This window comes from Variovorax glacialis, from assembly GCF_051216375.1.
GTDB lineage: Bacteria > Pseudomonadota > Gammaproteobacteria > Burkholderiales > Burkholderiaceae_C > Variovorax.
Map to the genome: position 1 here is coordinate 517417 of NZ_JBPJZT010000002.1, position 26264 is coordinate 543680.

At 67.6% G+C, this 26264-nt stretch carries 27 protein-coding genes; 10 read left to right on the forward strand and 17 right to left on the reverse strand.

Annotated features, from left to right (window positions below; all coding sequences use genetic code 11):
* Positions 1-24: 24 nt before the first annotated feature.
* Genes ACSFBL_RS06835 through ACSFBL_RS06855 form a run of 5 tightly spaced genes read right to left on the reverse strand, consistent with a single transcriptional unit; the run spans position 25 to position 5492 of the window.
* Positions 25-1014: an ABC transporter ATP-binding protein gene (locus ACSFBL_RS06835; protein WP_435514986.1), complete on the reverse strand. Its 990-nt coding sequence runs from the start codon at positions 1012-1014 to the stop codon at positions 25-27.
* The gene (locus tag ACSFBL_RS06840) at positions 1011-2054 is read right to left on the reverse strand and encodes an ABC transporter ATP-binding protein (protein ID WP_435514987.1); all 1044 of its coding nucleotides are present in this window, start codon (positions 2052-2054) and stop codon (positions 1011-1013) included. Before ACSFBL_RS06840 ends, ACSFBL_RS06835 begins: the two co-directional genes overlap by 4 nt.
* Positions 2051-2917 carry an ABC transporter permease gene (locus ACSFBL_RS06845; protein WP_435514988.1) on the reverse strand — a complete coding sequence of 289 codons (867 nt, stop codon included), beginning with the start codon at positions 2915-2917 and terminating at the stop codon, positions 2051-2053. The genes ACSFBL_RS06840 and ACSFBL_RS06845 overlap by 4 nt, the downstream gene beginning before the upstream one ends.
* Positions 2914-3864 carry an ABC transporter permease gene (locus tag ACSFBL_RS06850; RefSeq protein ID WP_435514989.1) on the reverse strand — a complete coding sequence of 317 codons (951 nt, stop codon included), beginning with the start codon at positions 3862-3864 and terminating at the stop codon, positions 2914-2916. The genes ACSFBL_RS06845 and ACSFBL_RS06850 overlap by 4 nt, the downstream gene beginning before the upstream one ends.
* 23 nt (positions 3865-3887) lie before the next feature.
* Positions 3888-5492 carry an ABC transporter substrate-binding protein gene (locus ACSFBL_RS06855; protein WP_435514990.1) on the reverse strand — a complete coding sequence of 535 codons (1605 nt, stop codon included), beginning with the start codon at positions 5490-5492 and terminating at the stop codon, positions 3888-3890.
* Positions 5493-5604: 112 nt separating this feature from the next.
* Between ACSFBL_RS06855 and ACSFBL_RS06860 the strand changes: the two genes are divergently transcribed.
* The 4 genes from ACSFBL_RS06860 to ACSFBL_RS06875 are packed head-to-tail and all read left to right on the forward strand — an operon-like array spanning position 5605 to position 8318.
* On the forward strand, positions 5605-6000 hold the full coding sequence (locus ACSFBL_RS06860) for a RidA family protein (protein WP_286566876.1): 396 nt from the start codon (positions 5605-5607) through the stop codon (positions 5998-6000).
* Position 6001: 1 nt separating this feature from the next.
* Positions 6002-6898, forward strand: coding sequence for a 2-dehydro-3-deoxygalactonokinase (locus ACSFBL_RS06865; protein ID WP_435514991.1), 897 nt, complete (start codon positions 6002-6004; stop codon positions 6896-6898).
* Positions 6895-7536, forward strand: coding sequence for a 2-dehydro-3-deoxy-6-phosphogalactonate aldolase (locus tag ACSFBL_RS06870; RefSeq protein ID WP_435514992.1), 642 nt, complete (start codon positions 6895-6897; stop codon positions 7534-7536). The genes ACSFBL_RS06865 and ACSFBL_RS06870 overlap by 4 nt, the downstream gene beginning before the upstream one ends.
* 32 nt (positions 7537-7568) lie before the next feature.
* Positions 7569-8318 carry an aldolase gene (locus tag ACSFBL_RS06875; protein WP_435514993.1) on the forward strand — a complete coding sequence of 250 codons (750 nt, stop codon included), beginning with the start codon at positions 7569-7571 and terminating at the stop codon, positions 8316-8318.
* Positions 8319-8340: 22 nt separating this feature from the next.
* Here the strand turns inward: ACSFBL_RS06875 and ACSFBL_RS06880 are convergent, their stop codons facing one another.
* The 5 genes from ACSFBL_RS06880 to ACSFBL_RS06900 all read right to left on the reverse strand — a co-directional run bounded on the left by ACSFBL_RS06880 (position 8341) and on the right by ACSFBL_RS06900 (position 14005).
* Positions 8341-9330 carry a Bug family tripartite tricarboxylate transporter substrate binding protein gene (locus ACSFBL_RS06880; RefSeq protein WP_435514994.1) on the reverse strand — a complete coding sequence of 330 codons (990 nt, stop codon included), beginning with the start codon at positions 9328-9330 and terminating at the stop codon, positions 8341-8343.
* Between the two features lie 34 nt (positions 9331-9364).
* Positions 9365-10354: a hydroxymethylglutaryl-CoA lyase gene (locus ACSFBL_RS06885; RefSeq protein WP_435514995.1), complete on the reverse strand. Its 990-nt coding sequence runs from the start codon at positions 10352-10354 to the stop codon at positions 9365-9367.
* Positions 10351-11571 carry a CaiB/BaiF CoA transferase family protein gene (locus ACSFBL_RS06890; protein ID WP_435514996.1) on the reverse strand — a complete coding sequence of 407 codons (1221 nt, stop codon included), beginning with the start codon at positions 11569-11571 and terminating at the stop codon, positions 10351-10353. The genes ACSFBL_RS06885 and ACSFBL_RS06890 overlap by 4 nt, the downstream gene beginning before the upstream one ends.
* 28 nt (positions 11572-11599) lie before the next feature.
* Positions 11600-12973: an MFS transporter gene (locus ACSFBL_RS06895; RefSeq protein WP_435514997.1), complete on the reverse strand. Its 1374-nt coding sequence runs from the start codon at positions 12971-12973 to the stop codon at positions 11600-11602.
* Positions 12974-13102: 129 nt separating this feature from the next.
* Positions 13103-14005 (reverse strand): LysR family transcriptional regulator, encoded by a 903-nt coding sequence (locus tag ACSFBL_RS06900; protein WP_435514998.1) that lies wholly within the window; start codon positions 14003-14005, stop codon positions 13103-13105.
* An 83-nt stretch (positions 14006-14088) separates the two neighbouring features.
* Between ACSFBL_RS06900 and ACSFBL_RS06905 the strand changes: the two genes are divergently transcribed.
* Complete coding sequence (locus ACSFBL_RS06905) at positions 14089-14493, forward strand: DoxX family protein (RefSeq protein ID WP_435514999.1); 405 nt, start codon at positions 14089-14091, stop codon at positions 14491-14493.
* A 33-nt stretch (positions 14494-14526) separates the two neighbouring features.
* Here the strand turns inward: ACSFBL_RS06905 and ACSFBL_RS06910 are convergent, their stop codons facing one another.
* The 4 genes from ACSFBL_RS06910 to ACSFBL_RS06925 are packed head-to-tail and all read right to left on the reverse strand — an operon-like array spanning position 14527 to position 18372.
* On the reverse strand, positions 14527-15231 hold the full coding sequence (locus ACSFBL_RS06910) for an SDR family oxidoreductase (RefSeq protein WP_435515000.1): 705 nt from the start codon (positions 15229-15231) through the stop codon (positions 14527-14529).
* 30 nt (positions 15232-15261) lie between these two features.
* The gene (locus tag ACSFBL_RS06915; RefSeq protein ID WP_435515001.1) at positions 15262-16665 is read right to left on the reverse strand and encodes an MATE family efflux transporter; all 1404 of its coding nucleotides are present in this window, start codon (positions 16663-16665) and stop codon (positions 15262-15264) included.
* On the reverse strand, positions 16662-17915 hold the full coding sequence (locus tag ACSFBL_RS06920; RefSeq protein WP_435515002.1) for an MFS transporter: 1254 nt from the start codon (positions 17913-17915) through the stop codon (positions 16662-16664). The genes ACSFBL_RS06915 and ACSFBL_RS06920 overlap by 4 nt, the downstream gene beginning before the upstream one ends.
* Positions 17908-18372, reverse strand: coding sequence for a MarR family winged helix-turn-helix transcriptional regulator (locus ACSFBL_RS06925; protein ID WP_435515003.1), 465 nt, complete (start codon positions 18370-18372; stop codon positions 17908-17910). Before ACSFBL_RS06925 ends, ACSFBL_RS06920 begins: the two co-directional genes overlap by 8 nt.
* 52 nt (positions 18373-18424) lie before the next feature.
* On the opposite strand from ACSFBL_RS06925, the gene ACSFBL_RS06930 reads away from it, so the two are divergent.
* The 5 genes from ACSFBL_RS06930 (at position 18425) to gloA (ending at position 22931) form a co-directional block, all read left to right on the forward strand.
* Entirely contained in the window at positions 18425-18967 is a 543-nt protein-coding gene (locus tag ACSFBL_RS06930; RefSeq protein ID WP_435515004.1) for a PaaI family thioesterase, read from the forward strand.
* A 133-nt stretch (positions 18968-19100) separates the two neighbouring features.
* Positions 19101-20153 carry a Fe(3+) ABC transporter substrate-binding protein gene (locus ACSFBL_RS06935; RefSeq protein ID WP_435515005.1) on the forward strand — a complete coding sequence of 351 codons (1053 nt, stop codon included), beginning with the start codon at positions 19101-19103 and terminating at the stop codon, positions 20151-20153.
* Positions 20154-20194: 41 nt separating this feature from the next.
* Positions 20195-21796 (forward strand): ABC transporter permease, encoded by a 1602-nt coding sequence (locus tag ACSFBL_RS06940; RefSeq protein ID WP_435515006.1) that lies wholly within the window; start codon positions 20195-20197, stop codon positions 21794-21796.
* Positions 21793-22494: an ABC transporter ATP-binding protein gene (locus tag ACSFBL_RS06945; RefSeq protein WP_435515007.1), complete on the forward strand. Its 702-nt coding sequence runs from the start codon at positions 21793-21795 to the stop codon at positions 22492-22494. The genes ACSFBL_RS06940 and ACSFBL_RS06945 overlap by 4 nt, the downstream gene beginning before the upstream one ends.
* A 26-nt stretch (positions 22495-22520) precedes the next feature.
* The gene (gene gloA, locus ACSFBL_RS06950; protein WP_435515008.1) at positions 22521-22931 is read left to right on the forward strand and encodes a lactoylglutathione lyase; all 411 of its coding nucleotides are present in this window, start codon (positions 22521-22523) and stop codon (positions 22929-22931) included.
* A gap of 9 nt (positions 22932-22940) precedes the next feature.
* On the opposite strand, the gene ACSFBL_RS06955 is transcribed toward gloA, so the two are convergent.
* Genes ACSFBL_RS06955 through edd form a run of 3 tightly spaced genes read right to left on the reverse strand, consistent with a single transcriptional unit; the run spans position 22941 to position 26142 of the window.
* Positions 22941-23666, reverse strand: a complete 726-nt coding sequence (locus ACSFBL_RS06955) for a haloacid dehalogenase type II (protein WP_435515009.1) — start codon at positions 23664-23666, stop codon at positions 22941-22943.
* Positions 23667-23671: 5 nt separating this feature from the next.
* Positions 23672-24313: a bifunctional 4-hydroxy-2-oxoglutarate aldolase/2-dehydro-3-deoxy-phosphogluconate aldolase gene (gene eda / locus ACSFBL_RS06960; protein ID WP_286566891.1), complete on the reverse strand. Its 642-nt coding sequence runs from the start codon at positions 24311-24313 to the stop codon at positions 23672-23674.
* Positions 24304-26142 (reverse strand): phosphogluconate dehydratase, encoded by a 1839-nt coding sequence (gene edd / locus ACSFBL_RS06965; protein ID WP_435515010.1) that lies wholly within the window; start codon positions 26140-26142, stop codon positions 24304-24306. The genes eda and edd overlap by 10 nt, the downstream gene beginning before the upstream one ends.
* Positions 26143-26264: the final 122 nt, after the last annotated feature.

Sequence of the window (26264 nt, forward strand, 5' to 3'; positions counted from 1 at the left end):
ATGATGGGTCAGGTCGGGCAAAGATCAAAGATCGTTGCGCCAGCAGGCGTGCCAGTGCCCGGGCTGCACTTCGCGCAGTTGCATGTCGGCACTGGCACAGCGTTCTTCCGCCAGCGGGCACCGGGTCCGGAAGACGCAGCCCGAAGGCGGGTTCGCCGGGCTCGGCAGGTCGCCCTGCAGCAGCGGCACCACGCGCCGCTGGGCAGGATCGGGAATCGGCGCCGCGGCCAGCAGCGCGCGCGTGTAAGGATGCTGCGGTTGCGTGTAGAGCGAATGGGTCGGTGCGATCTCCATCACCCGGCCGAGGTACAGCACCACGACGCGATCGCACAGGTACTCCACCACGTCGAGATCGTGCGAGATGAAGAGCAGCGTGAGCCCGAGCTGCTCCTTGAGTTCGCCCAGCAGATTGACCACCTGCGCCTGGATCGAGACGTCCAGCGCGGACAAGGGTTCGTCGGCCACGATGAACTGCGGCTCCACGGCCAGCGCGCGCGCAATGCCGATGCGCTGGCGCTGCCCGCCCGAGAACTCGTGCGGAAAGCGGTCGGCATGCTCGGGCCGCAGGCCCACCTGCTGCAGCAACTGCTCGATGCGCGGCTTGCGCGCGGCACCCTTGGCGAGGCCGTGCGTGTCGAGCGCCTCCGCGAGCACGTCGCGAATTCGCATGCGCGGATTGAGGCTGGCATAGGGGTCCTGAAAGATGATCTGGACCTTGGAGCGCAGCGGCCTGAATTGCGACTGCGACAGCCCCGCCAGATCCTGTGGCGCCGCGACCGAACCCTGCGGCTGGTAGAGCATCTGCCCGTCGGTCGGGTCGACCAGCCGGGTGAGCAGGCGCCCGATGGTGCTCTTGCCCGAGCCCGATTCGCCGACGAGACCGAGCGTCTCGCCCTTGCGGATGGTGAAGCTCACGTCGTCGACCGCGCGCACGGGATGGCTGCCCTTGCCGAAGTACTTGCGCAGGTTGCGGATCTCGAGCAGGTTGTCGCTCGCCAGTGTTTCGGTCGTCATGCCGCCTGCTCCTCGATGAAACCGATGCAGCGCACCATGCGCTGGCCGCCTGCCGATTCGAGCCGGGGCATGCGCGTGTCGCAGGCCTCGCGACGGTACGCGCAGCGCGGCGCGAAGGCGCAACCCGGCGGCGGTGCGAACGGGCTCGACACCTGCCCCGGGATCGCCACCAGTTGCGGCCGCCTGCCACCCGAAGCCGCAGGCACGCCACGCCGCCGCGCGACGCCGGGCAGGCAGGCCAGCAAGCCGCGCGTGTAAGGATGGTCCGGCCGCGCGAAGAGATCGTGCACCGGCGCCGATTCGACGATGCGCCCCGCATACATCACGGCGACGGCATCCGCGTACTGCGCCACCACGCCGAGGTTGTGCGTGACGAACAGCATGCTCATGCCCGTCTCCTTCTGCAGGCGGCCCATCAGCGCGAGGATCTGCGCCTGGATGGTGACGTCGAGCGCCGTGGTGGGCTCGTCGGCGATCAGCAGCGTCGGGTTGCATGCCATCGCCAGCGCGATCATCACGCGCTGGCGCATGCCGCCGGAGAGCTGGTGCGGATACTCGCGCACCCGCTGTGCGGCAGCCGGAATTTCCACCAGCTCCAGCATGCGCTGCGCATGCGCGAAGGCCGCCTTGCGATCGAGCTTGAGGTGCAGACGCACCGACTCGGCGATCTGCTCGCCGATGGTCAGCACCGGGTTGAGACTGGTCATGGGCTCCTGGAAGATCATGCCCAGTTCGTTGCCGCGCAGCGCGCGCTTCTCCGACTCGGGCATTTCGAGCAGGTTGACGCGCCGGCCGTCGCGTCGCACGAACCACGCCTCGCCCTGCACTTGCGCGTGCGAGGTCTTGGCATGCAGGCCCATCAGGGTGAGGCTGGTGACGGACTTGCCGGACCCCGACTCGCCCACGAGCGCCAGCGTTTCACCGGGCCGGATGGCAAAGGACACATCGGCCACGCTCTGGATGCGGCCGGCCTCGGTCGCGAAGGACGTGGACAGCCCCTGCACTTCGAGGCGAGGCATCGTCAGGGTATGAGTGCTCATGCGGCCTTCCTCAGCTTGGGGTCGAGCAGGTCGCGCACGCCGTCGCCGAGCATCTGCAGGGAGAGCGCGGTCAGCACGATGGCGAGGCCCGGGCAGAAGATCGTCCAGAAGGCCTTGTCGGCATATTCGAGGCTGCCCGCGATCATGGTGCCCCAGGTCGGAATGTCGGGTGGCACGCCGACGCCGAGAAAGGAAAGCCCCGCCTCGGCCAGGATCGCATACGCGAAGATGAAAGTGACCTGCACCAGGATCGGCGACATCAGGTTCGGCAGGATGTGCTTGCGCAGGATGCGCGGCGTGCGCACGCCCAGCGCGCGCGCCGCGTCGACGAACAGCAGTTCGCGCAGCACCAGCGTGGTGGCGCGCACCACGCGGGCCACGCGCGGCGTGTAGACGATGACCAGCGCCAGCATCACGTTCCACAGCGACACGCCCAGGATCGAGACCAGCGCGATGCCGAGCAGGATGTCGGGGAAGGACATCATCGCGTCGACGACGCGCATGATCGGCGTATCGAGCCGGCGGAAGAAGCCGGCGAGCATGCCCATCAACGTTCCGAAGAGCACGGCGCCCGCCGCGGTGACGAAGCCGATCAGCAGCGAGTAGCGCGCGCCGTGGACGATGCGCAGCATCACGTCGCGGCCCAGTTCATCGGTACCGGCCCAATGTTCGAGGGACGGCGAATGCAGGCGGTTGCTGATCTCGATGGCGCCCGGGTCGGCATCGGAGACCCACGGATAGATCACCGCGACGCCCACCACCAGCAGCAGCACCAGCGCAGCGGCGAGCACCACCTTGCGCGAGAACAGGCGGCGCGCGATCGGCATCGCGCCTGCGAAGAAGGAAGAGACGGCGGCTTTCATTTCGACTCCAGCCGGATGCGCGGATCGACGAGCGTGTAGATGAAGTCGACACCGAGATTGATGAACACGTAGATCGCGGCGATCACCAGGAGCGTGCCCTGGATCACCGGATAGTCGCGGCGCAGCACCGCGCGCACGACCAGGTTGCCGACACCGGGCAGGTTGAAGACGGTCTCCGTCACCACCGTGCCGCCGATCATCAGCGCGAGCGTGAGGCCCAGCACGGTGACGATCGGCACCAGCGCATTGCGCAGCACGTGCTTGACCATGATCACGCGCTCCGGCAGGCCCTTGGCGCGCGCAGTGCGCACGTAGTCCTCGCCGAGAATGTCGAGCATCGAAGCACGCGTGAAGCGGATGATCAGCGCCGAGTTAAGCAGGCCGAGCACCAGCGCAGGCAACAGCAGATGGTGCAGTCGCTCGTGCAACGGGGCGCTGGGGTCACCGTAGCCCGAGGTGGGAAACCAGCCGAGCTTGACGGCGAAGAACTGGATCAGGATCAACCCCAGCCAGAAGCTCGGGATGCTGGCGCCCAGCATCGCCACGCCGCTCACGGCCTGGTCAGCCGCGCTGCCGCGCCAGATGGCGGCGGCCATGCCGGCCGGGATGCCGATCAGCGCCGCGATGCCGACCGCGAACAGCGCAAGGAACATCGTCGGCTCGGCGCGCTCCATCAGCGCCTGCGCCACCGGGCGCTGGAGAAACAGCGACTGCCCCAGGTTGCCCTGCAGCAGTTCGCCCACCCACAGCACGAACTGCGTCGGCAGGGGCTTGTCGAGGCCGTACTGAGTGCGGGCCTTGGCGATGTCCTCGGTGGTCGCCTGGTCGCCGAGCAACAGCGCGACCGGGTCGCCCGAGGCGAGGCGCGTGAGCGCGAAGACCAGCACCGCGACGATGGCGAGCACCACCACCGCCCCGGCCAGGCGGGTGAGCAAGAAACGCAGCATGGGGAGAGTTCGCTGAAGCTGGATTACTTGGCGAGGCCGGTGTTCCAGAAAAACGGCCAGATCGCGGGCGTGTAGCCCTCCAGCTTGGCCGAGCGCGCGGACAGGCTGTTGAACTTGCCGACTTCGATGAAGGGCACTTCGTCATACACGGTCTGCTGCACCTGGCCCCACAGTGCGCCGCGCTTGGCGTTGTCGGTTTCCTGGTTGAAGGCGGTCAGCGTGGCCTTCTTCGCCGGCGTTTCCCACCAGCCCGGGGCGCCATCGCCCAGTTGCGGCGGCGAGAGCATCGGCTCCGGGAAGAGACCCGAATGCGTGAAGTACACGTCCCACAGCTTGGCATCGTTGCGGCGCTGCACCAGCGTGGCCCAGTCGACGACCTGCAGGTCGGTCTTGAAGCCGGCCTTCTTGAGCTGCTCGGACATCACGAGCGCCATGTTGTAGTGGAACTCGTACTGACGGCTCGCCATGATGCGGATCGGCTGGCCGTTGTAGCCGGCCTTGGCGGCGAGGTCCTTGGCCGACTGCGGGTTGCGCGTGTTGTAGGCGTTGCTGCCGGCCGCCGAGAAGTACGGCGTGCCCTTCGGGAAGAAGTTGGGCTCGACCACGAAGAAGCGGTTGTCGCCGAAGCCGGCCGCCATCAGTTCGCCCTGCCCGACCGCGGTCTGCACCGCGCGGCGCAGCGGCTGCGAGGCCAGCACGCCTTCCTTGGTGTTGAACACGATGTAGGGGAAGCCGAAGTTCTTCGTCACGATCGGCACCACGGCCGGCGCGCCCTTCTCGATGCGGCCCACCGCCTCGACCGGGAGCAGGTCCGCGTACTGGAACTGGCCCGACAGCGAACCCTCGACGCGCGTGTTGGCATTGGGCACCGGCACGAAGCGCAGTTCGTCGAGCAGCGCCTCGCGTCGGCCGGCGTAGCCGCTGGGTGCTTCCTTGCGCGCGGTGTAGGCGTCATGGCGCACCAGCACGGTGAACTGGTCGGGGCGGCGCTCCTTGAACTTGTAGGGGCCGGTGCCGATGAAATCCTTGAACTGCGGCGCGATGCTTTCCTTGGCCATGATCGCGGCCATGCCGCTGGGCAATGCCAGTTGAGCCAGCAGCGGCGCATAGGGGCTCTTGAGCTTGAGCTCGACGCTGAGCGGCCCCTTGGCCGTGAGCGACTCGACTTCCTTGCCGACCGACTTCCCGCGCGGCGAGAGTTCCATCCAGCGCTGCAGCGAGGCGACGACGTCATCGGCATTCAGGTCGCGGCCGTTGTGCAGCTTGACGCCCTTGCGGATCGCGACGGTGTAGGTCAGGCCGTCCTTGGAGACCACCGGCATGCCCTCCGCCAGCATCGGTGCCACGTTCCAGTTGGCATCGAAGGTGTAGAGCGGTTCGTAGACGTGCTGCATGATCGTGCCGACGAGGTCCGCGGTGCTGATCATCGGGTCCAGGCCCTGCGGCTCGCCGACCATTGCCAGGTTGGCGGCGCCGCCCTTGGCGGGTTCGGCGGATGCGGCGGCAGGCAGCAGGCCGAATGCGACGGTCGCGGCCAGCGCGCCGGCGACGGTTCGCCATCGCGATGCGCGCACCGGGTTCAGTTGAGAAAAACCAGATGTCGGTACAGTGATGGCGGTTGTTTGCATCGCGGCTCCATGAGTAATAACATTACATCGGCGATCGTATTTCTAGCGGTTTGCCACGTCAAACAGGGGTTTACCCTGACATTTTCTGTAATTTCATTACACAAACATCATCATGTCCAAAGTTGAAATGCTCGGCCAGTCGCCGATCGCCTCCGATCGCCAGGCCCGTCCTCTCTCGCCCGCCACCCGCGCGGGCGACTTCGTCTTCGTCTCCGGACAGGTCCCGACCGATGACCAGGGCCAGGTGATCGTCGGCGGCATCGAAGCGCAGACGCGCCAGGTGTTCAAGCGCATCGAGCAGGCGCTCGCACTGGCCGACTGCACGCTCGCAGACATCGCGAAGGTGAGCGTGTGGCTCAACGACGCCCGCGACTTCGGCAGCTTCAACCGCGTCTACATGGAATGCCTGGGCGACCATCGGCCCGCGCGGTCGACCGTCGAATCGCGCCTGATGATCGACGCGAAAGTCGAGATCGACGTGACGGCCTACAAACCCCGAGCGAGCTGACATGAGCCACGCCCGCCTGGTTGCCGTCGATTGGGGCACGAGTTCGCTGCGCGGTGCGCTGCTGGACCCCGATGGGCGGGTGGTGGACGAACAGAGCCATTCGCGCGGCATCCTCACCGTGAAGCATGGCGGCTTCACCGAGGTGTTCGAAACGCTCTTCGCCGAATGGATGCGCCCGCAGGGCACGCGCTGCCTGATCTCGGGCATGGCCGGCAGCAATCAGGGCTGGGTGGAAGCGCCCTACTGCGGCTGCCCCGCGGGCCTGGTCGAAGTGCGCGACAAGATCATGGAGATCGAGCCCGGCCGCATCTCGATCGTGCCCGGCCTGAGCGACACCCACGACGGCGTGCCCGACGTGATGCGCGGCGAAGAAGTACAGATCTTCGGCGCGATGGCGCTCACCGGCATCCACGACGGCCTCTTCGTGCTGCCCGGCACGCACAACAAGTGGGCCCGCGTGAAGAAGGGCATGGTGACGAGCTTCCGGACCTTCATGACCGGCGAGTTCTATGCCGTGCTGAGCCAGCATTCGATCCTTTCGCGCACGATCGACACCTCGGCGCCGCTGGACGAAGCCGCCTTCCTGCAGGGCGTCACGCAGGCGGACAACGGCCAGGGCCTCCTGCATAACGCCTTCGGCGCGCGAACGCTGTCGCTGTTCGACCGCATGCCGGCGCGCGAGCTGTCGAGCTATCTTTCCGGCATCCTCATCGGCGAGGAACTGCGCACGCAATCGGTCCACGCCGCCGGCGAGGTCGTGCTGATCGGCACGCCCGCGCTCACCCAGCGTTACCTGCTGGCCCTCCAGGCATCGGGCACGAAGGCCCGAACACTCGGTGCCGAAGCCACCTGGGCCGGCCTGCACGCCCTCCATTCACTGAGCCACAGAAAACAATGACCACGCCCTTCGACAAATTCTCCGGCGCGATGCGCCAGCTGCCGCTCGTCGCGATCCTGCGCGGGCTGACGCCGGCCGAGGCGCCCGCGGTGGGCGACGCGATCGTCGAGGCCGGATTCCGGCTGCTCGAAGTGCCGCTCAATTCGCCGCAGCCGCTCGACAGCATCGCCTTGATGCGCCAGCGCTTCCCGGATGCGCTGGTCGGCGCGGGCACGGTGCTGAGCGCGCAACAGGTGCGCGAAGTGCATGCGGCCGGCGGCGAGTTGATCGTCGCCCCGAACTTCAACGCCGAAGTCATTGCCGAGGCGGCACGGCTCGGACTTGTCAGCCTGCCGGGCGTGATGACACCGACCGAAGCCTTCGGTGCACTGGCCGCCGGCGCCACGGGTCTCAAGCTGTTCCCGGCCGAACTGGCCTCGCCGGCGGTCGTGAAGGCGCTGCTGGCGGTGCTGCCCAAGGGCACGCCGTTGATGCCGGTCGGCGGCATCACGCCGGACAACATGAGCGAGTGGCGTGCAGCGGGCTCGGCGGGCTTCGGCATCGGCTCGGCGCTCTACAAGCCCGGCAAGTCGGCCGAGGCGGTGCGCGAAGATGCATTGCGTTTCGTCGCTGCCTTTGCCGGCACGCTTCGCGCCTGAGCGCGATCGGGTCCAACCTTTATCGCAACACCATGTCCGCAGACTCCGACTACGCCAGCCCCGCCGTCCGCACCTTGCGACAGGATCTCGCGCTCGCCCTGCGCGCTGCCGCGCACCACGGCCTGTCCGAAGGCGTGTGCAACCATTTCAGCGTCGCGCTGCCGGGAAAGCAGGACCGTTACCTGATCAACCCGCGCGGCCTGCACTGGAGCGAGATCGGGCCCGACGACATCGTGCTGATCGATGTGCACGGCGAGGTGCTGGCGGGCCGGCATCGGGTCGAGCCCACCGCCCTCTTCATCCACGGCGCGGTGCACCGCATCACGGGCCATGCCGTGGTCCTGCATTGCCACATGCCTTACGCGACGGCGCTCACGCTGACATCCGATCGCGCGCTCGATCCGACCTTGAGCCAGAACGCGATGCGCTTCATGAACCGCATCGCCATCGACGCCAGCTACAACGGCCTCGCGCTCGACGACCGCGAAGGCGAACGCATCGCCAACGCCATGGCGGGCAAGGACGTGGCCTTCCTGGCGAACCATGGCGTGATCGTGGCGGGCGCGCGCATCGCGCATGCGTACGACGATCTGTACTACCTGGAGCGCGCATGCCTCCACCAGGTGATCGCGCAATCGACCGGCCGGCCGCTGGTGCCGGTCGATGCGGCGCTTGCTGCGCACGTGGCTGCGCAGATCCAGGGCGAGCGGGAGCAGTCCGACCTTTTCTTCGAGGCGCTCCGTCGCCTCTTGCCGGCGCCTCGACCCTCGCAAGCGGCCTGAGTGCCGGCGACCTCCGATCCGGTCAGTCCGCCTGGATCTTCGACGCCTTGACGACCTCGCCCCAACGCGCCAGTTCCGCCTTGCTGAAATCGCCCAGCTTCCTGGGATCCATGTAGTCGGCCGTCGCGCCCTGCTCGGCCGCCTTCTGCTGGAAGGCCTGCGTCGCAGTGATCTTGGCGATCTCTCCAGTCAGTCGGTCGACCACGGCCTGCGGCGTCTTGGCCGGCGCGAACACCGCGAACCACGAGGTGGCGTCGAGCTTCGGCATGCCCGCCTCGGCCGCTGTCGGCACGTTGGGCAGCGAAGGCAACCGCGACTTGCCGGTGACCGCCAGCGCACGCAGCTTGCCGGCCTGGATGTGCTGCATGAAGGGCGGCGGCGTGCCGAAGGTCATGTCGACCTGTCCGCCCAGCAGGTCCTGCAGCGCGGGGCCTGTTCCTTTGTACGGCACGTGCGTGAGCTGGATGCCCGCCTGCTGCTCGAGCATTGCGCCGGTCACATGCTGGAGCGAGCCGTTGCCCGATGACGCGTAGGTCAGCTTGCCGGGATTGGCCTTGGCGTAGGCGATCAGTTCGGCCAGGTTCTTCGCGGGCACGCCCTCGCGCACCACGATGACCTGGGGCGCGCTCAGCACGTTGGCGACGGGACGAAAGTCCTCCGCGGACCATTGCGGTTTCTGCGCGCTCACGTGCGGCGTGATCACGTGGTAGCCCGAGTACTGCATCAGCAGCGTGTAGCCACTCGGGTCGGCACGCTTGACTGCAATGGCGGCGATTGCGCCGTTGCCACCGCCCTTGTTGTCGACGATCACCGACTGGCCGAGCGTCTTGCCCAGCGGCTCGGCGAGCATGCGCGCCGAGATGTCGGTCGTGCCGCCGGGTGCGGTGGGCACCACCAGCGTGATCGGGCGGCTTGGATACGGCCCTTCTTCGGCGACGGCCAGTCCCGTGGCGGCAACGCCGAAGGACGCGACGAGCACGGCCAGCGTGCGGCGTGCGGAAGGGGTCTTCATGAATGTCATGTGTGTCTCGCTTTCGTTGGAAATCTCAAATGGCCCGTGCAATGGCACGTTCGCGGATGGCTGCGAAATCGGCAGGCACCGGATGCAGGTCAAGCCGGCGCCCTGCCTTGACGATCTGGCTCGGAATGTCATGCCCGATCAGCGCCGGCAGCCGCTTCGAAGCCTCGATGAGCAGCGGAAGATCGACGCCGGTGCGATAGCCCATGAGTTCGAGCGCATGGACGATTTCCTCGCTGCACACGTTGCCGGTGGCGCCCGGTGCGTAGGGACACCCGCCGATCCCGCCGAGCGACGCGTCGAAGCGATCGGCCCCCGCGTCGATGGCCGCGATCACATTGGCGAGGCCCATGCCGCGCGTGTTGTGGAAGTGAAGCGTGAGTTCCGTGCATGGCCAGCGCTCGCGGAAAGCGGCCGTGAGTGCCGCGACCTGCCCGGGATAAGCCATCCCGGTCGTGTCGCACAGTGTGACGCCGCGTGCGCCCATGTCCTCGATGAAGCGATGGCACCAGTCGAGCACAGTGGACACCGGCACATCGCCTTCCATCGGGCAACCGAAAGCGCACGAGAGCGACACGTTGACCGGCACCTTCGCCTGTCGTGCCAGCGCATTGACTTCGGACAGCGCGGCGAAGGACTGCGCGCGCGTCATCCGCAGGTTCGCGAGGTTGTGGCTCTCGCTGGCGGACATGACGAGATTGAGTTCGTCGGCGTTCGCGTCGATGGCCCGCTCGGCGCCGCGCACGTTGGGCACCAGTGCGCTGTAGACCACGCCGGGACTGCGCTCGATCTCGCGCAGCACGATCTCCGCATCGCGCAGGGCCGGGATCGCTTTGGGCGACACGAAGGCCGTCACCTCGATCTTCGCCATGCCGGCTTGCGACAGCGCATTCACCAATGCGATCTTGTCTTCCGTGGGCACGAAGGCCTCTTCGACCTGCAGGCCATCGCGGGTGCCGACCTCCTGCATGTGGATGCGACGGCCGGCGCCGTTCCAGAGTGCGTCATTGAAGTTCATGCGACCACCTTCCTGCTGCGCAGCGCAGCGATGTCCTGGGTTGAGAATCCGATTTCCCCGAGCACCGCGTCGGTGTCGTCGCCGAGGTGAGGCGCCGACGTGCGCACCGTGCCCGGCGTGCCGAGCAACTTGGGTACGACGCCGGGCACATCGACCACGTAACCGTCGCGAGTGGTCTGCTGGAGGATCATGTCGCGAGCCCGGTAGTGCGGGTCTTCGTCGATGTCCTTCGCGGTGTAGACCTTGCCGGCGGGTACGCGCGCCTCGCCGAGCAGCGCGAGCACTTCGGCGACGGTGCGCGTCTGCGTCCATGCCTCGATCGCTTCGTCGAGCTGCGCGACACGCGCCACGCGGCCGGCGTTGTTCGCGAGCTCCGCATCGGCACCGAGATCGTCGCGGCCGATGACCTGCATGAGCCGCTTGAAGATGCTGTCGCCGTTGCCCGCGACGAGCACATAGCCGTCGCTGCAACGGTAGGCGTTCGACGGCGCGATGCCCGGCAGCGCACTGCCGGCCGCCTCGCGCACCGCACCGAAGGCGCTGTACTCGGGCAGCAGGCTCTCCATGACGTTGAACACCGCCTCGTGCAGCGCCACGTCGATCACCTGCCCCTGGCCGCCGTTGACCTTGCGGTGATAGAGCGCCGTGAGGATGCCGATGGTGCCGTGGAGCGCGGCCAGCGTGTCGCCGATCGAGATGCCGCAGCGCACCGGCACGCGACCCGGCTCGCCGGTCAACTGGCGCAGGCCACCCATCGCCTCGCCGATGGCGCCGAAGCCGGGGAGGTCGCGGTAGGGGCCGGTCTGGCCGTAGCCCGAGATGCGCAGCATCACGAGCCCGGGGTTCAGCTTCGACAGCACGTCGTAGCCCATGCCCCAGCCTTCGAGGGTGCCGGGGCGGAAGTTCTCGATCAGCACGTCGGCTTCGGCGATCAGCTTGCGCGCGATGTCCTGGCCTTCGGGGCTGCGAAGGTCGAGCGCGATCGAGCGCTTGTTGCGCGACTGGACCTGCCACCAGACGGAAGTGCCTTCCTTGATCAGGCGCCAGTTGCGCAAGGGATCACCGCTGCCGGGGGCTTCGATCTTGATGACGTCGGCACCGAATTCGCCCAGCGTCTTGCCTGCGAAGGGGCCGGCAATGAGCTGGCCCATCTCGATGACGCGCACGCCCTTGAGTGCGGCCGGTGTCAGCGGCGTGGAGGTGGAAGTTTCATTCATGGGGTTGCTCCTTGATTCGAGGTGACGCTCAGCGAGAGGCCTGGGTGGCAGCGACCAGGCGCTGAGGCGACGGTGCCCGCTCTTCCTTACGCCGCAGCGTGGCGGGCAGACCGTACAGCAGGATCGCGGCACAGACGAGGCTCAGGCAGCCGATGACGTACAAGGCCGGCGTGGTGCTGCCGGTGACGTCCTTGATGCGCCCGACCATCACCGGGCTGACGATGCCGCCGAGTTGCCCCAGCGTGTTGATCAGCGCGATGCCCCCGGCCGCGCCAGCGCCGGTCACGAGCTTGGGCGGCAAGGCCCAGAAGGCGGGGATGGACGCGATGACGCCTGCTCCCATCACGCCCAGCGCCATCACCAGAAGCACGGTGCTCTTGTCGAACAGGCCGGCGGCGAAGAAGCCGATCGCCGACAGCGCGACGAGGGAGGCGACGAACTTGCGTCGCTCACCCGTCGCATCCGACAGCTTGCCGACGACCAGCATCGCGATCGCACCGCACAGGTACGGCACCGCCGTGAGGAAGCCGATGACGGTGGGATTCGTGCTGCCCGAAACACGGATCAGGTGGGGCGCCCAGAAGTTGAGACCGTACGACGCGACCTGGATCAGGAAATAGACCAGCCCCAGCGTCAGGAAGCCGGGCGTCTTCAACGCGTCGAGCAGCGAGTGGCTGCCGATGCTTTTGTTCTGGTCGGCGATGCGACTGGACAGGAGCGCCTGTTCGGCCGACGTGAGCCAGCCGGCATCCTGGATGCGGTCCTTGAGCACATTGAACACCAGGATGCCGAGCACGATGCAAGGCAGCCCACCGACCAGGAACAGCCAGTGCCAGCCCGCCATCCCGAGCGCGCCATCGAGATGCGACAGCACGAGCCCCGCGACGGGTGCGCCGGCCAAGCCCGCGAACGCGGATGCGAGGAACAGGGTCGACGTGATGCGCCCCCGGTAGGCGGCGGGAAACCAGAGCGTCAGGTAGAACAGCACGCCCGGCGCGAAGCCGGCTTCCATCGCGCCGATGATGAAGCGCAGGACGTAGAACTGCCACTCGCTCTGAACGAACACCATCAACGCCGTCGCGATGCCCCACGACACCATGATGCGGGCGATCCAGCGCCGCGCGCCGACCTTGTAGAGCATCAGGTTGCTCGGCACCTCGAACAGCACATAGCCGACGACGAACAGGCCGGCACCGAAGCCGTAGGCGGTGTCGCTCAGGCCCAGGTCGCTTTGCAGCGCGAACTTGGCGAAGCTGATGTTGATGCGGTCGAAGAAGGCGAAGAGATAGCACACCATGATCAACGGCATGATTCGCCATGCGACCTTGCGCACGATGCCTGCTTCATCGAGGGGTGCGCCGGCACCGTCGGCGCGGATGGAAGGGTGAGTGATCGAGGTCATGCGTGTCTCCTGGGGTGCATGAATTCTCGAAGCGCGGCCCCGCGAGGGGAACGACAAAGCTGCGCCCCCAGCTTTCGTCGATCGCGAAAGCAAGGCGGGGTTTCCCCCTAGATGGCGTGCGGGCACCGCTCAGCGGCGGGACGCATCGCAGAGATGGTCGATCAGCAGGCGCACATGCCTCGGCACTGCGCTGGCGTCACGCAGGCCGATCAGCAGATTGCGCCGGGCCCAGTCGTCCTGGAGAGCGATCTGCCGCAGGTTCATCGAACGCAGGTGCGGCTTGATCGCGTCTCGCGGCAACACCGCGACGCCCAACCCCGCCGCCACCATCTGGCACATCGCGTCGAAGCTGCGAACCTGCAGCCGCATCTTCAGGCTGCGCCCCAGCGTCTTGGTTTCGGCCTGCAGGCGCTTGGCCAGCGAGGTCCCCTTGGGCAGGCTGACGAAGTCGTAGTCGATGGCTTCCTCGAAGTGCACCGTGCGGCGGCGCGCCAACGGATGGCCCTGCGGCACCACGAGCACCAGCCGGTCCTCGCGGTAGTTCATCTGGTGAAGGCCGAAGGCGGGGGTGCGGTCGGCAAAGATGCCGAAGTCGGCGCGGCCGTCGAGGACCGCCAGCACCACTTCGCCGCTGTCCTCTTCCTCGAGCTCGATGCGGATGCCCGCATTCGCGCGGACGAAGGACGAGATGTCCGCGGGCAGGAACTGCGTGACCGCCGAGGTGTTGGCCCAGAGGCGCACGACGCCCACCAACCCGGTCGCGTAGTCCGACAGGTCCGCGGCCAGTTGATCGACGTCGCTGAGGATGCGTTGCGCGTGCACCTGCAGGGCCTGTCCGGCCACCGTCAGGGTGATGCCGCGCGAATGGCGTTCCATCAGCGCCGCGCCCACGGCGGCTTCGAGATCGGTGATGCGCTTGCTGGCAGCGCCGATGGCCAGGTTCGCCAGTTCGGCGCCCTTGCTGATGCTGCCGCTGCGTGCCACGAGGCTGAAGAGCGAGAGCGAGAACAGGTCGAGGCGGTGGAGATTCACGGGTTGGCGGTGCGCGAAACCATCGCGGCATTCTGCACCGGGCGGCGCCACAATCGGGGCTTCGCCACCCTTGGGGGTTCGTCATGTTCCGTTCCGACGACGCCGGCAAGCTCCTGCTTCGCCTAGGCCTTGCCTTCATCCTCCTCTTTCACGGAATCAGCAAGCTGTACTCGGGCGTGGGCTTCATCTCGGGCCTGCTGGCATCGCACGGTATGCCAACTGCGCTTGCCTATCTGGTCTATGTAGGCGAGATCGTGGCACCGCTGCTGCTGATCCTCGGCATCTACACGCGGCCGGCCGCCTGGATCATCGTCATCAACATGATCGTGGCGATCACGCTCGCCGGCTCGAATGAACTGCTGGTCATGAACAAGAACGGCGGATGGGCCCTGGAGTTGGAGGGCCTGTACCTCGTCGCCGCGCTGGCCGTCGCCTTGCTCGGTGCCGGCCGCTTCAGCATGGGCGGGAAGGACAACAACTTCAACTGAGCGGAAGTTGCGGTCCCGGCCCGCCGGCGTGAATCAGCGTGCCGCCGCGTAGGGCGGCGCTTCCGCCGAAAGCCCCTGTTTCACCTGCTGCGTCAAAGGATCTGCCAGCACTTCGAACTGGCCCGCTTCGAGCGCTGCGAACGTCTGCGCGACCACATCGTCGGGCGATGCCTTCGGGCCGGGGATCTTGCTCGTCATGTCGGTATCCATGAACGCGACATGCAGGCTGAGGACTTGCGTGCCCTGCTCCCGCAATGCGTTGCGCAGACCATTGCTCAAGGACCACGCCGCCGACTTCGACGCGCTGTAGGTGGCCGAGGTCGGCAGGCTGAGCCAGCTCAGGATGGACAGCACGTTCACGATCGCGCCGCCGCCGTTCGCTTTCAGCACCGGCGCAAAGGCCCGGCTCAAGGCCCAGGGGCCGAAGAAGTTGGTTTCGAACTCGGCCCTCGCTGATTCGAACGCATCGGGCGTGTCGAGCAGGCTCACACCGCGCGAGATGCCGGCGTTGTTGATCAGCAGCGTCACATCGCCGCATTCGCGGGCGGCGGCCTCCGCCTGTTCGGGTCGAGTGACGTCGAGCGCGATGGGGTGAACACCGGCGAGCGTCACGCTCTTGGGATCACGCGCCGCGGCGTAGACCTTCTTCGCGCCGCCAGCGAGTGCGGCCTTGGCAAAGGCAAGGCCCAATCCGCGGTTGGCGCCAGTGATGAAGACGACGGAATCCTTGACTTTCATGATGACCTTTCGAGAGTTTCGACGACTGAATCAGGAGGGTTGCAGCCGGCGCAGCAGGCCGGCGGTGGTGCGCGGCCAACCCACGCGTCCGAACCATGCACCTCCGGCGATGGCCGATGCGTTGACGATGCCATACACCACCAGCGCCACACCTTGCAGGAAGAACACATTCACCAGCGCGCCGCCCCAGCGCAATGCGAGCCAGCCGCCCAGCCCGGCAACGACCAGGCGGGCGATGTTGCCCAGCACGGGCCAGAGCAGCCGGCCGGCGCCCTGGGACGCGAAATAGAGCACCAGCCCGACTCCGAAGAAGCCGTAGAACGGCCCGACCGCGCGCAGGTACTGCGAACCCGCTTCGAGCATGGCGGGATCGCTGCCGAACAGCATCAGCCACGGACGCGGGAACAGCGCGGCCGCGAGCCCGATCGACCCGGAGAGCGCGAATGCGATGGCCGCACCGGCCCATGTGGCACGCAGGGCGCGCTCGCGCTGGCCTGCACCGATGCATGTACCGACCATCGCGACCAGAGGCGCGCCGAGGCCGAACACCAGCGGCACGAGCAGGTATTCAAGACGCGAAGCCGTGCCGTAGCCCGCAATCGCACCCGGACCGAAATGGCCCGACAGCGCTGTCGCGATGCCGATCGACAGGTTGGTCGCGACCGTCGACACGGAGCCGACGAGGCCGATGCGCAGGATGTCGCTGAAAAGCGGCCAGCGAAAGCGCGCGTTGGCCCAGGACGGTTTCAGCAGGCTGAGATCCGAACGGAGGTAAGCCCACAGCGCGATGGAGCCGCCCAGGTAGTAGATCAACAACGCGACCGCACCACCCGCGATGCCGAGGCCCGGAATCGGTCCCCAGCCGAAGATCAGCAGCGGTGAGAGCGGGATGAGCACGACGACGCCCGCCACGGTCACGTTGGCCGGCACGGCCATGTTGCCGGTGCCACGGATCACCGCCGCGAGCGAATTGAAGATCCACACCAGCACCGCGCCCGCGAAGGCGACGTGCGAATAGGTCAACGCCGCGTGGAGGGACTCGCCGGTTCCACCCATGAGCGTGTAGAGCCAGCGCCCCCCCAGGAGCAGCGCGAGCATGAAGAGCAGGCCGAACCCGATCGCGATCGCGATGGCATGCAGCACCAGCGAATCCGCGTCTTCACGGCGGCGCGCGCCCAGCGCACGCGCGATCGCCGACGCGATGCCGCCGCCCATCGCGCCCGCCGAAGTCATCTGCATCAGCATGACGATCGGGAACACCAATGCCATGCCCGCCAGCGCATCGGTGCCGAGCTTGCCGACGAAGTAGGTTTCGATCAGCCCGACCGAGGCCTGCGCGACCATCACCAGCACGTTGGGCGCGGCGAGGCGCAGCAGGGTCGGCACGATCGGCGCCTCCAGCAGGCGCCGGGTGCGCGGGTCGATAGCGCTCACGCCGCAGCCTTGGCCATCAGGGTCGGCCGCGATTCGCGGATCGGCAGGTTGATCAGCGCCGCACCGGCAGCCAGCGCGATGTCGATGTACCAGACGATGTCGTAGCTGCCGGTCGCCTGGAACACATAGCCGCCGAGGAAGGCGCCGAGGAAACCGCCGACCTGGTGCGCGAGCATCACGATGCCGAACAGCATCGCCATGTTGGCAGGACCGAACATCTTGGCGACCAGGCCCGCGGTCGGTGGCACGGTCGAAAGGAAAGTCACGCCCATGACGGCCGCGAAAACCAGCATGACGGCGGGCGTCTTGGGCGCCAGCAGGAAGACGAGCACCGCGATTCCGCGCGTCGCATACAGCAGCGCGAGCAGCGACTTCATCCGCCAGCGACCGACGGCCCAGCCCATGAGCAGACTGCCGACGATATTGAAGAGGCCGATCGTGCCGAGCGCCCAGCCGCCGATCTCCGGCGGCAGCCCGCAGGCCGCGACCACACCCGGCAGGTGCGTCGCGAGGAAGGCGACGTGGAAGCCGCACACCAGGAAGCCGAGGCTGAGGTAGCGGTAGCTCGGCGTGCCGAGGGCCTGGCTGATGGCCTGGCGCGCCGTGAGCGGCTTGACGCCGCTGGCCGCTGCGGATTGCGCGGCGAGTTGATTCGAATTGCCCTTAAGCACGAACACTGCAGGCAGCGCCAGAAGGATCAGCACCGCGAGCCACTGCATCGCGCTGGCCCAGCCGACCGCGGCCATCAGCCCGATGGCGATCGGTGCCATGGCGAACTGTCCGAAGGAGCCGCCCGCATTGACGACGCCGGTGGCCAGCCCGCGCTTGTTCGCGGGCACCAGGCGCGTGGTCGCGGCCATCAGCACCGACGGACCGGCCATGCCCGCTCCGCCCGCGGCGAGCACGCCGATGGCGAAGATGAGGCCGGCGGTCGAAGTCATCAACGGCGTGATGAAGGTGCCGAGCGCCACGAGCAGCACGCCGAGGAAGATCACGCGACCGGTGCCGATGCGATCGGCCACCGCGCCCGCGAAGGGCTGCGTCAGCCCCCACCACAACTGCCCGAACGCGAATGCGAGGCTGATGCTGCCGATGCCGAGGCCGGTGGATGTGTTCAGCGACGACAGGAAGAGACCCATCGTCTGCCGCACACCCATGGTCAGCGAGAAGGTGCCGGCCGCAGCCAGCAGCACCAGCCAGACGGCGTAGCGCGCGAGGGGCTTCGTGCCCGCGGTGGTCTTGTCATTCATCGCACTCTTCCTCGCCGGTTTCGCCGCTGTCCTGCAGCAGCGCGATGCTTTCGTCGATCAGCGCGTGCAGCGCCATCACCCGCTCGACACCTAGCTTTTCATTGAACTTTTCCTGCGCGATCCGCCAGTGACGCTGCGCCTCGGTGCGCTTCTTGCGGCCCTCGTCCGTGAGCGCGATCAGTCGGCTGCGCGCATCGGGTCCCTCGCTTTGCGTGAGCCATCCGGCGGCCACCATGGGCTTGATGTTGCGCGTCATCGTCGACGCCTCGATCCCCATGGCTTGCGCGAGGTCGACCGGCCGCACCGGACCCAGGTGGAGCACGTTCGACAGCAACGAGTACTGCGTCGTCTTGAGCCCGCTTTTGGCGACCTCGGCGTCGTAGTGACGGGCAACCTGCCGCAGCAGGCGCCGCAGCCGGAAATTGGTACAGCCTTGCGGCTTCGCGATAGCATCCATGCCGATGATTGTAGCTACAATCATTGCATATGCAACTGTTGAGGAAAGACTGATGACATCGACCGACCGACTGGCAGCCTGGATCGCCGAAGAGGACGCCATCAACGCGCGCCTCGACGCGGGCCCCGGCCCCGGCGTCGCCCGCCCCGAGCAGATCGCCGGCAAAACCGGGCTCGAGATGATGGAGATGATGCTGCGCGCCGAGATTCCCTATGCGGCCATCGCCAAGACGCTGAGCTTCCAGATCGTCGAAGTCGGGCTCGGCAAGGCGGTCTTCCAGGGCACGCCCCGCGCGGAGCACCTGAATCCGATGGGCGGCATCCACGGGGGCTGGTTCGCCACCCTGCTCGACTCCGCGCTGGGCTGCGCGATCCACACGATGATGCCGGTGGGCCGCGCCTACACGACGGCGGAGCTGAGCGTGAACCTGGTCAAGGGGCTCACGCTGAAGGTGCCGCGGGTGCGCGCCGAAGGCAAGGTGATCCACTGCGGCCGGCAGCTCGCCACGGCGGAGGCACGGCTGGTCGGCGCCGATGGCACGCTGTACGCCCACGCGACCACCACCTGCCTGGTGTTCGAGATGCCCAACCGCTGAGCTTCCAGGGGGCAATCATTTGCCCCGATCCAGTAGGTGCATAGCCCACGGCCGGTTTCCCGGAAGTGAAAATGATTCTCATCGGCGCACACACAGCGCCGATGTTTCCTTTCATTGCTCCCGGGAGATTCACATGGCCCATCGCCTTCGCGCGCCCGTCGGCGCGATCAGCGCACTGAGTTGCGTCGCCGCCCTGCTTGCCACCGCTACGCCCGCCCAGGCGGCCGAAGAACTCACCCTCTACACCACCCGCGAGCCGGGCCTGATCCAGCCGTTGATCTCGGCCTTCAGTGCGCAGAGCGGCGTCAAGGTCAATACCGTGTTCGTCAAGGACGGCCTCCTGGAGCGCGTGAAAGCCGAAGGCGCCCGCTCGCCGGCCGACGTCCTGATGACGGTCGACATCGGCAACCTGATGGACCTGGTGGACGGTGGGGTCACACAGCCGGTGAAATCGGCCGCGCTCGATTCGGCCATCCCGGCCAACCTGCGCGGCGCCGACGGCCACTGGTACGCGCTCTCCATGCGCGCCCGTGTGCTGTACGCCGACAAGAGCCTGCCCATCACCTCGTTCCGCTACGAAGACCTTGCGGACCCGAAGTACAAGGGCAAGGTCTGCATCCGTGCGGGCCAGCATCCCTACAACACGGCGCTGGTCTCGGCCATGATCGCGCACGACGGCGAAGCCAAGACCGAGCAATGGCTGCGCGGCGTCAAGGCCAACCTGGCGCGCAAGGCCACGGGCGGCGATCGCGACGTGGCGCGCGACATCCTCGGCGGCATCTGCGACGTCGGCCTCGCGAACTCCTACTACGTGGGCCAGATGAAGGGCGCGAAGGAAGGCACCGACGCGCGCAAGTGGGGCGATGCGATCAAGGTGATCCGGCCGACCTTCGCCAACGCGAAGAGCGGCGGCACGCACGTCAACATCAGCGGTGCGGCCATCGCGAAGAACGCGCCGCAGAAGGCCAACGCGGTCAAGCTGGTGGAGTTCCTCGCTTCGGAGCCGGCGCAGGCGCTGTACGCCGAGATCAACTACGAATACCCGGTGCGCAAGGGCGTCGCATTGGATTCGATCACCGCATCCAGCATCGGTGACCTGAAGGTCGACCCGCTGCCCGTCGCGGAGATCGCCAGGTACCGCAAGCAGGCCAGCGCGCTGGTGGACAAGGTCGCCTTCGACCAGTGACGCATCTGCGGTCTGTCGGCGGGGCCTGGCGGATCGCGTCGATGGCGATCGCCCTGGGCGTCCTCGCGCCGGTCGCGAGCCTCGCATGGCTGGCGGTCGGCTCGGGCGTGTCGCACTGGTCTCATCTCGCCCAGCATGTGCTTCCGCAAGCCGCGCTCAACACGGCGCTGCTGCTGGCCGGCGTCGGCCTGCTGGTGCTCGTGATCGGGGCGGGGTGCGCCTGGCTGGTGACGGCGTGCGATTTTCCGGGCCGCGGCGTTCTGCACTGGGCGCTGCTGCTGCCGCTGGCCATGCCGACGTACATCGTCGCCTTCGCCTATCTCGACCTCCTGCACCCGATCGGCCCCGTGCAGGGCTCGATCCGCTGGGCGCTGGGCTTCGACAGCCCGCGCCAGTTCCGGCTGCCCGACCTGCGCTCGATGCCCGGGGCGATCTTCGTGCTGGGCTTCGTTCTCTATCCGTACGTCTACATGACGGCACGCGCCATGTTCATGACCCAGCCTGCCCACCTGATGGAAGCGGCGCGCACGCTCGGTGCGAGCCGCACGGGCGCCTTTTTCCGCGTCGCGCTTCCGCTGGCCCGCCCTGCGCTGGCCGTGGGCCTCAGCCTCGCGCTGCTGGAGACGCTCAACGACATCGGCGCCTCCGAGTTCCTCGGAATCCAGACGCTCACCGTGGCGGTCTACACGACCTGGATCACCCGTTCCGACCTCGCGGGCGCCGCGCAGATCGCCTGCGTCATGCTGTTCGTCGTGGTGGCGCTCGTGCTGCTCGAACGCAATGGCCGGCGACACCAGCGCTTCGGCTCCGCACAGCGCATGCGCGCGATCCGGCCTCGCCGCCTGCACGGTGCGGCGGCCTGGATGGCCACCGCCGCTGCAGCACTGCCCGTCCTGCTTGGCTTCGTCGCGCCCGCGCTCTACCTGGTTTGCGAAACGGCCAAGCGACTGCGCATGGGCGGCGGTATTTCCGCGAGCCTGATCGCCAGCCTCGGCAACACGATCGGGCTGGCGGCGGGCGTGACCGTGGTCACGGTCGCCGCGGGGCTCGTCGTGGCATGGGCGGTGCGCAACCAGGGCTCGATGGGCAACGGCGCCCGCTGGCAGGCGCGCGCGGCCGTGCTCGGCTACGCGGTGCCGGGCACCGTGCTCGCGATCGGCCTGCTGACGCCGGCACTTGCCTTCGACGGCGCGTTCGGCTCGCTGATCGGCCACCCTGGCCTGCCGCTGATGGGGGCCGGCATCGTGCTCGTCGTCGGCTGTTCGATCCGTTTCCTGGCGATGCCGGTCGGCGGCATCGAGGCGGGGCTAGCGCGCATTCCGCCCGCGCTCGAACAGGCTTCGCGGCTGCTGGGCGAGACCGCGGCCGGTACCCTGCGCCGCGTGCACCTGCCGCTGCTTCGGCCCGCCATTGCCGCGGGCGCGCTGCTGGTCTTCGTCGACGCGATGAAGGAACTGCCCGCCACCCTGCTGCTGAGACCGGCGAACTTCGACACGCTCGCAACCCTGCTGTACGGGGAAGCCGCCCGCGGCACTTATGAAGAAGGCGCGATCGCCGCGTTGGCGATCGTCCTCGTGGGCCTGCTGCCGGTGATTCTGCTGGCGCGCAACGGTCTCGGCGCGCAGGCGGAGGCCGGCCGATGAGCGCCGCGCTTCGACTCGACGACGTACGCGTTGCCTACGAGGGTGCGCGAGGATTGCAGACGGTCGTCGACGGCTTCTCGCTTTCGCTCGACGCGGGGGCCGTCGGCTGCCTGCTCGGCCCTTCCGGCTGCGGCAAGACGACGGTGCTGCGCGCCATCGCCGGCTTCGAGCCGGTTCGCGCGGGCACGATCCGGCTTGGCGACAAACTGCTCTCCTCCGCAACGACCCACGTACAACCCGAGCGACGTCGCGTCGGCATGATGTTCCAGGAGTACGCGTTGTTCCCGCATCTCACCGCCGCCCGGAACGTGGCCTTCGGCCTCCGGCATTGGGCGCGCGAAGCGCAAAGTCGACGCGTGGCCGAGATGCTCGCACTGGTCGGCCTGGACGATGCCGGCCAACGCCATCCGCACGAACTCTCCGGCGGCCAGCAGCAACGTATCGCCCTCGCCCGCGCCCTCGCACCCGAACCGGCACTGCTGTTGCTCGACGAACCCTTTTCCAATCTCGACGCCACCACCCGCGAACGGCTGACGGCCGAAGTTCGCGACATCCTCAAGTCCGCAGGTCAAACCGCCGTGCTCGTCACGCACAACGAAGCAGAGGCACATGCCATGGCCGATCAGGTCGGCGTGATGCACGAAGGCCGCCTCGCACACTGGGCGGCGAGCGTGCGCCCGACGCGCGACAATCAGTGAACGACAACTCTTCGCGGCCCCACGAGATGCGACTCCTTCACACCATGCTGCGCGTTGGCAATCTCCAGCGCTCGATCGACTTCTACACCCAGGTGCTCGGCATGCAACTGCTGCGCACCTCCGAGAACCCCGAGTACAAATACAGCCTGGCCTTTGTCGGCTACGAAGGCAATCCGGCGCAGGCCGAGATCGAGCTGACCTACAACTGGGGCACCGAAAGCTACGAGATGGGCACGGCCTACGGCCACATCGCGCTGGGCGTGCCCGATGCGTATGCGGCCTGCGACAAGATCAAGGCGGCCGGCGGCAATGTCACGCGCGAGGCGGGGCCGGTCAAGGGCGGCACGACCGTGATTGCCTTCGTCACGGATCCCGATGGCTACAAGATCGAATTGATTCAACGCGCCGAAGGCGCGTCCGGCGGCGGCCTGCGCTGAGGCGCGCGCTCAGCAGCCCAGCAGATCCGCCAGCGCCCCGATGTCACGCGCATGCAGCGTGTTGTCGGGATGCGGCGAGACATCCTTCGGACGCGCAGGCCCGAACTCATTCGGACGCTCGATGTAGCCGGTGCGCAGGCCGCAGCCCCGAGCGGCGGCAAGGTCGTCGTGATGCGCCGCCGCGAGCATCACCTGGTTCGGCGTCACGTCGAACACCGCAGCGACGCCCAGGTAGGTGCGCGGGTCGGGCTTGTACGCCTTGAACACCTCCGCCGAGAGCACGCAATCCCACGGCAGGCCGGCGCCCTTCGCCATCTCGGTCAGCAGGCCGATGTTGCCGTTCGACAGCGTGCAGATGATGTACTTGCGCTTCAGTCGCGCCAATCCCGAGACGGAATCCGGCCACGCCGGCAGACGGTGCCACGCCTTGTTGAGCTGGCGCTTGCGCGCCGAATCCAGCTCGCTCACGCCGAAGTCGCGCAGCACGCCCTCGAGGGTTCCCATGTGCAGTTCGTCGAGCAGCGTGAAGCCGCCCTCGCCCGCCGCCAGGCGCTCCATCACGCCCTTCATCGCAGGCTGGTAGCCCGCGCGCCATGCCAGCGCGAAGGCGCCGCCGTCGATGCCCGGCAAGACGCGCTCGGCCTCGGCGGCGATGCCGGAGTACCAGTCGACGACCGTGCCGAAGACGTCGAAGGCGATGACCTTCAGGTCACTGCCGTCCGCCATCTCGCTCATCTCGCTCATCTTGCGAGCTGGCTCGCCTCGCGTGCGAGCGCTTCGATGCGGGCCCAGTCGCCGGCGGCGATGGCGTCAGTCGGCACGATCCACGAGCCGCCCACGCAGGCGACGTTGGACAGCGCCAGGAACTCATGCGCATTGCCCGCGTGGATGCCCCCGGTCGGACAGAACTTCACGTCGCCGAAGGGGCCTTGCCAGGCCTTGAGCATCGCGAGGCCGCCCGCCTGAACCGCCGGGAAGAACTTGAGCTCGGTCAGCCCGTCTTCCTGCGCCATCATGATCTCGCTGCCTGTCGCCACGCCGGGCAACAGCGGCAAGCCGAGGTCGTGGCAGGCCTTGCCGACGGCGCGCGTGTAGCCGGGGCTGACACCGAACTTTGCGCCGGCGAGCGCCGAGGCCTGTGCATCGGCCGCGCTGCGGATCGTGCCGGCGCCGGCCACGGCCTCCGGCACTTCCTTGGCGATGGCCTCAATGCATTCGAGTGCTTCGCGCGTGCGCAGCGTGACCTCGAGCATGCGGATGCCGCCCGCGACCAGCGCGCGGGCGAGGGGTACGGCGTCCTTGACGTCGTGCAGCACGATGACCGGAATCACCGGGGCGTCGCGCATCACGTCGAGCGCGGAGATCGAATCTTTTACAGCCATGTGCAGGCTCCTTCTTCGGCAGTCAATGCGTTGCGGCGCATGCCGGCAAACAGGTCGCGGCCCAGGCCCTGACTGTTGGCGGTGCGCAGTTCGTCGGGCAGGGTCGCGGTCTCGCGCGCGGCCCATTCGTCTTCGGGCAGCAGCACGGTGAGCGTGCCGGCGATTGCGTCGAGGCGGATCAGGTCGCCGTCGCGCACCTTGGCCAGCGGCCCGCCGGCCGCGGCTTCGGGCGAGACGTGGATGGCAGCGGGGACCTTGCCCGAAGCGCCGCTCATGCGGCCGTCGGTGACCAGTGCCACGCGGAAGCCCTTGCCCTGCAGCACCGACAGCGGCGGCGTGAGCTTGTGCAGTTCGGGCATGCCGTTGGCCTGCGGTCCTTGCCAGCGCACCACGCAAACCACGTCGCGTTCGAGTTCGCCGGCGGTGAATGCCTGCTGCAGTGCAGCCTGCGACTCGAACACGCGGGCGGGCGCCTCGACCACATGCCGGTCGTCCGGCACCGACGACACCTTGATCACGCTGCGGCCGAGGTTGCCGCTCAGCAGTTTCAATCCGCCGGTGGCACTGAACGGCGTCGATACCGGACGGGCAACCGCATCGTTCTTCGAGGGCGCGGCGGCATGCCACTGGAGCACGTGTTCGTCCGACGGCGCGCCCGTCAGGGTCGGGATGTTCGCGAACTCGCGGATGCCGCCGGCTCGCACACTGAGCACGTCTTCATGCATCAGTCCGGCATCGAGCAACTCGCCGATCACGAAGCCCGGCCCGCCCGATGCCTGGAATTCGTTGACGTCGGCGCTGCCGTTCGGATACACGCGCGTCAGCAGCGGCACCACTTCCGACAACTCGGAAAAATCATTCCAGTCGATGAGGATGCCCGCGGCGCGTGCCACCGCAACCCAATGAATCAGGTGGTTCGTCGAGCCACCGGTCGCGAGCAGCGCCGCCATGGCATTGACGATGACGCGCTCATCGACCATCTCGCCGATCGGCGGCACGGCATACGCCGCATCCGCGGCGCGCCCCAGCACGGTGCGAACCGCCTCGCGCGTGAGCGCCTCGCGCATCGAATCGCCGGGCTGGATGAAGGCCGTGCCCGGCACATGCAGGCCCATGGCTTCGAGCAACATCTGGTTGCTGTTCGCCGTGCCGTAGAAGGTACAGGTGCCCTGCCCGTGGTAGGCCTGCATTTCAGCATCGAGCAGGCCCTGCCGACCGACCAGCCCCTGCGCGGCTTGCTCGCGCACCTTGGACTTGGCGCTGTTGGAAAGGCCCGAGGGCATGGGCCCGGCCGGCACGAAGACCGTCGGCAGATGCCCGAAGTGCAGCGCACCGATGAGCAGGCCCGGCACGATCTTGTCGCACACGCCGAGCAGCAAGGCCGCGTCGAACATGTCGTGCGTGAGCGAGACCGCCGTGCTCATCGCGATGACGTCGCGGCTGAACAGGCTGAGCTCCATGCCGGGCGTGCCCTGCGTGACGCCGTCGCACATGGCCGGCACGCCGCCGGCTACTTGCGCGGTCGCGCCGAGTCGTCGCGCTTCGTGCTTGACGATGTCGGGGTAGCCCTGGTACGGCGCATGGGCCGAGAGCATGTCGTTGTAGGCGGTGACGATGCCGATGTTCGGCGCTCGCTCGCTCACCACCCTGAACTTGTCGTTGGCCGGAATGCCCGCCACGGCGTGCGCCACGTTCGCGCAGCCCATGCGGTCGGAGCCGCGGTCGCGGTTGCGGGTCTCGGTCAGGCGTTGGAGGTAGGCGCTGCGGAGCGTACGGCTGCGCTCGCGGATGCGCTCGGTGACATCGCGGACTGTGGGGTGTGTAGTCATGGGGTGGATCGCTCTGCCGGAAAGCCGCCATGTGTCGGCGGCTCGGAAGTGCATGGTATCAAGTCGAAATGAAAAAGCCCGAGGGCTTTTCGTGTTTCCCTCGGGCTTGCATCCCTCTCCTT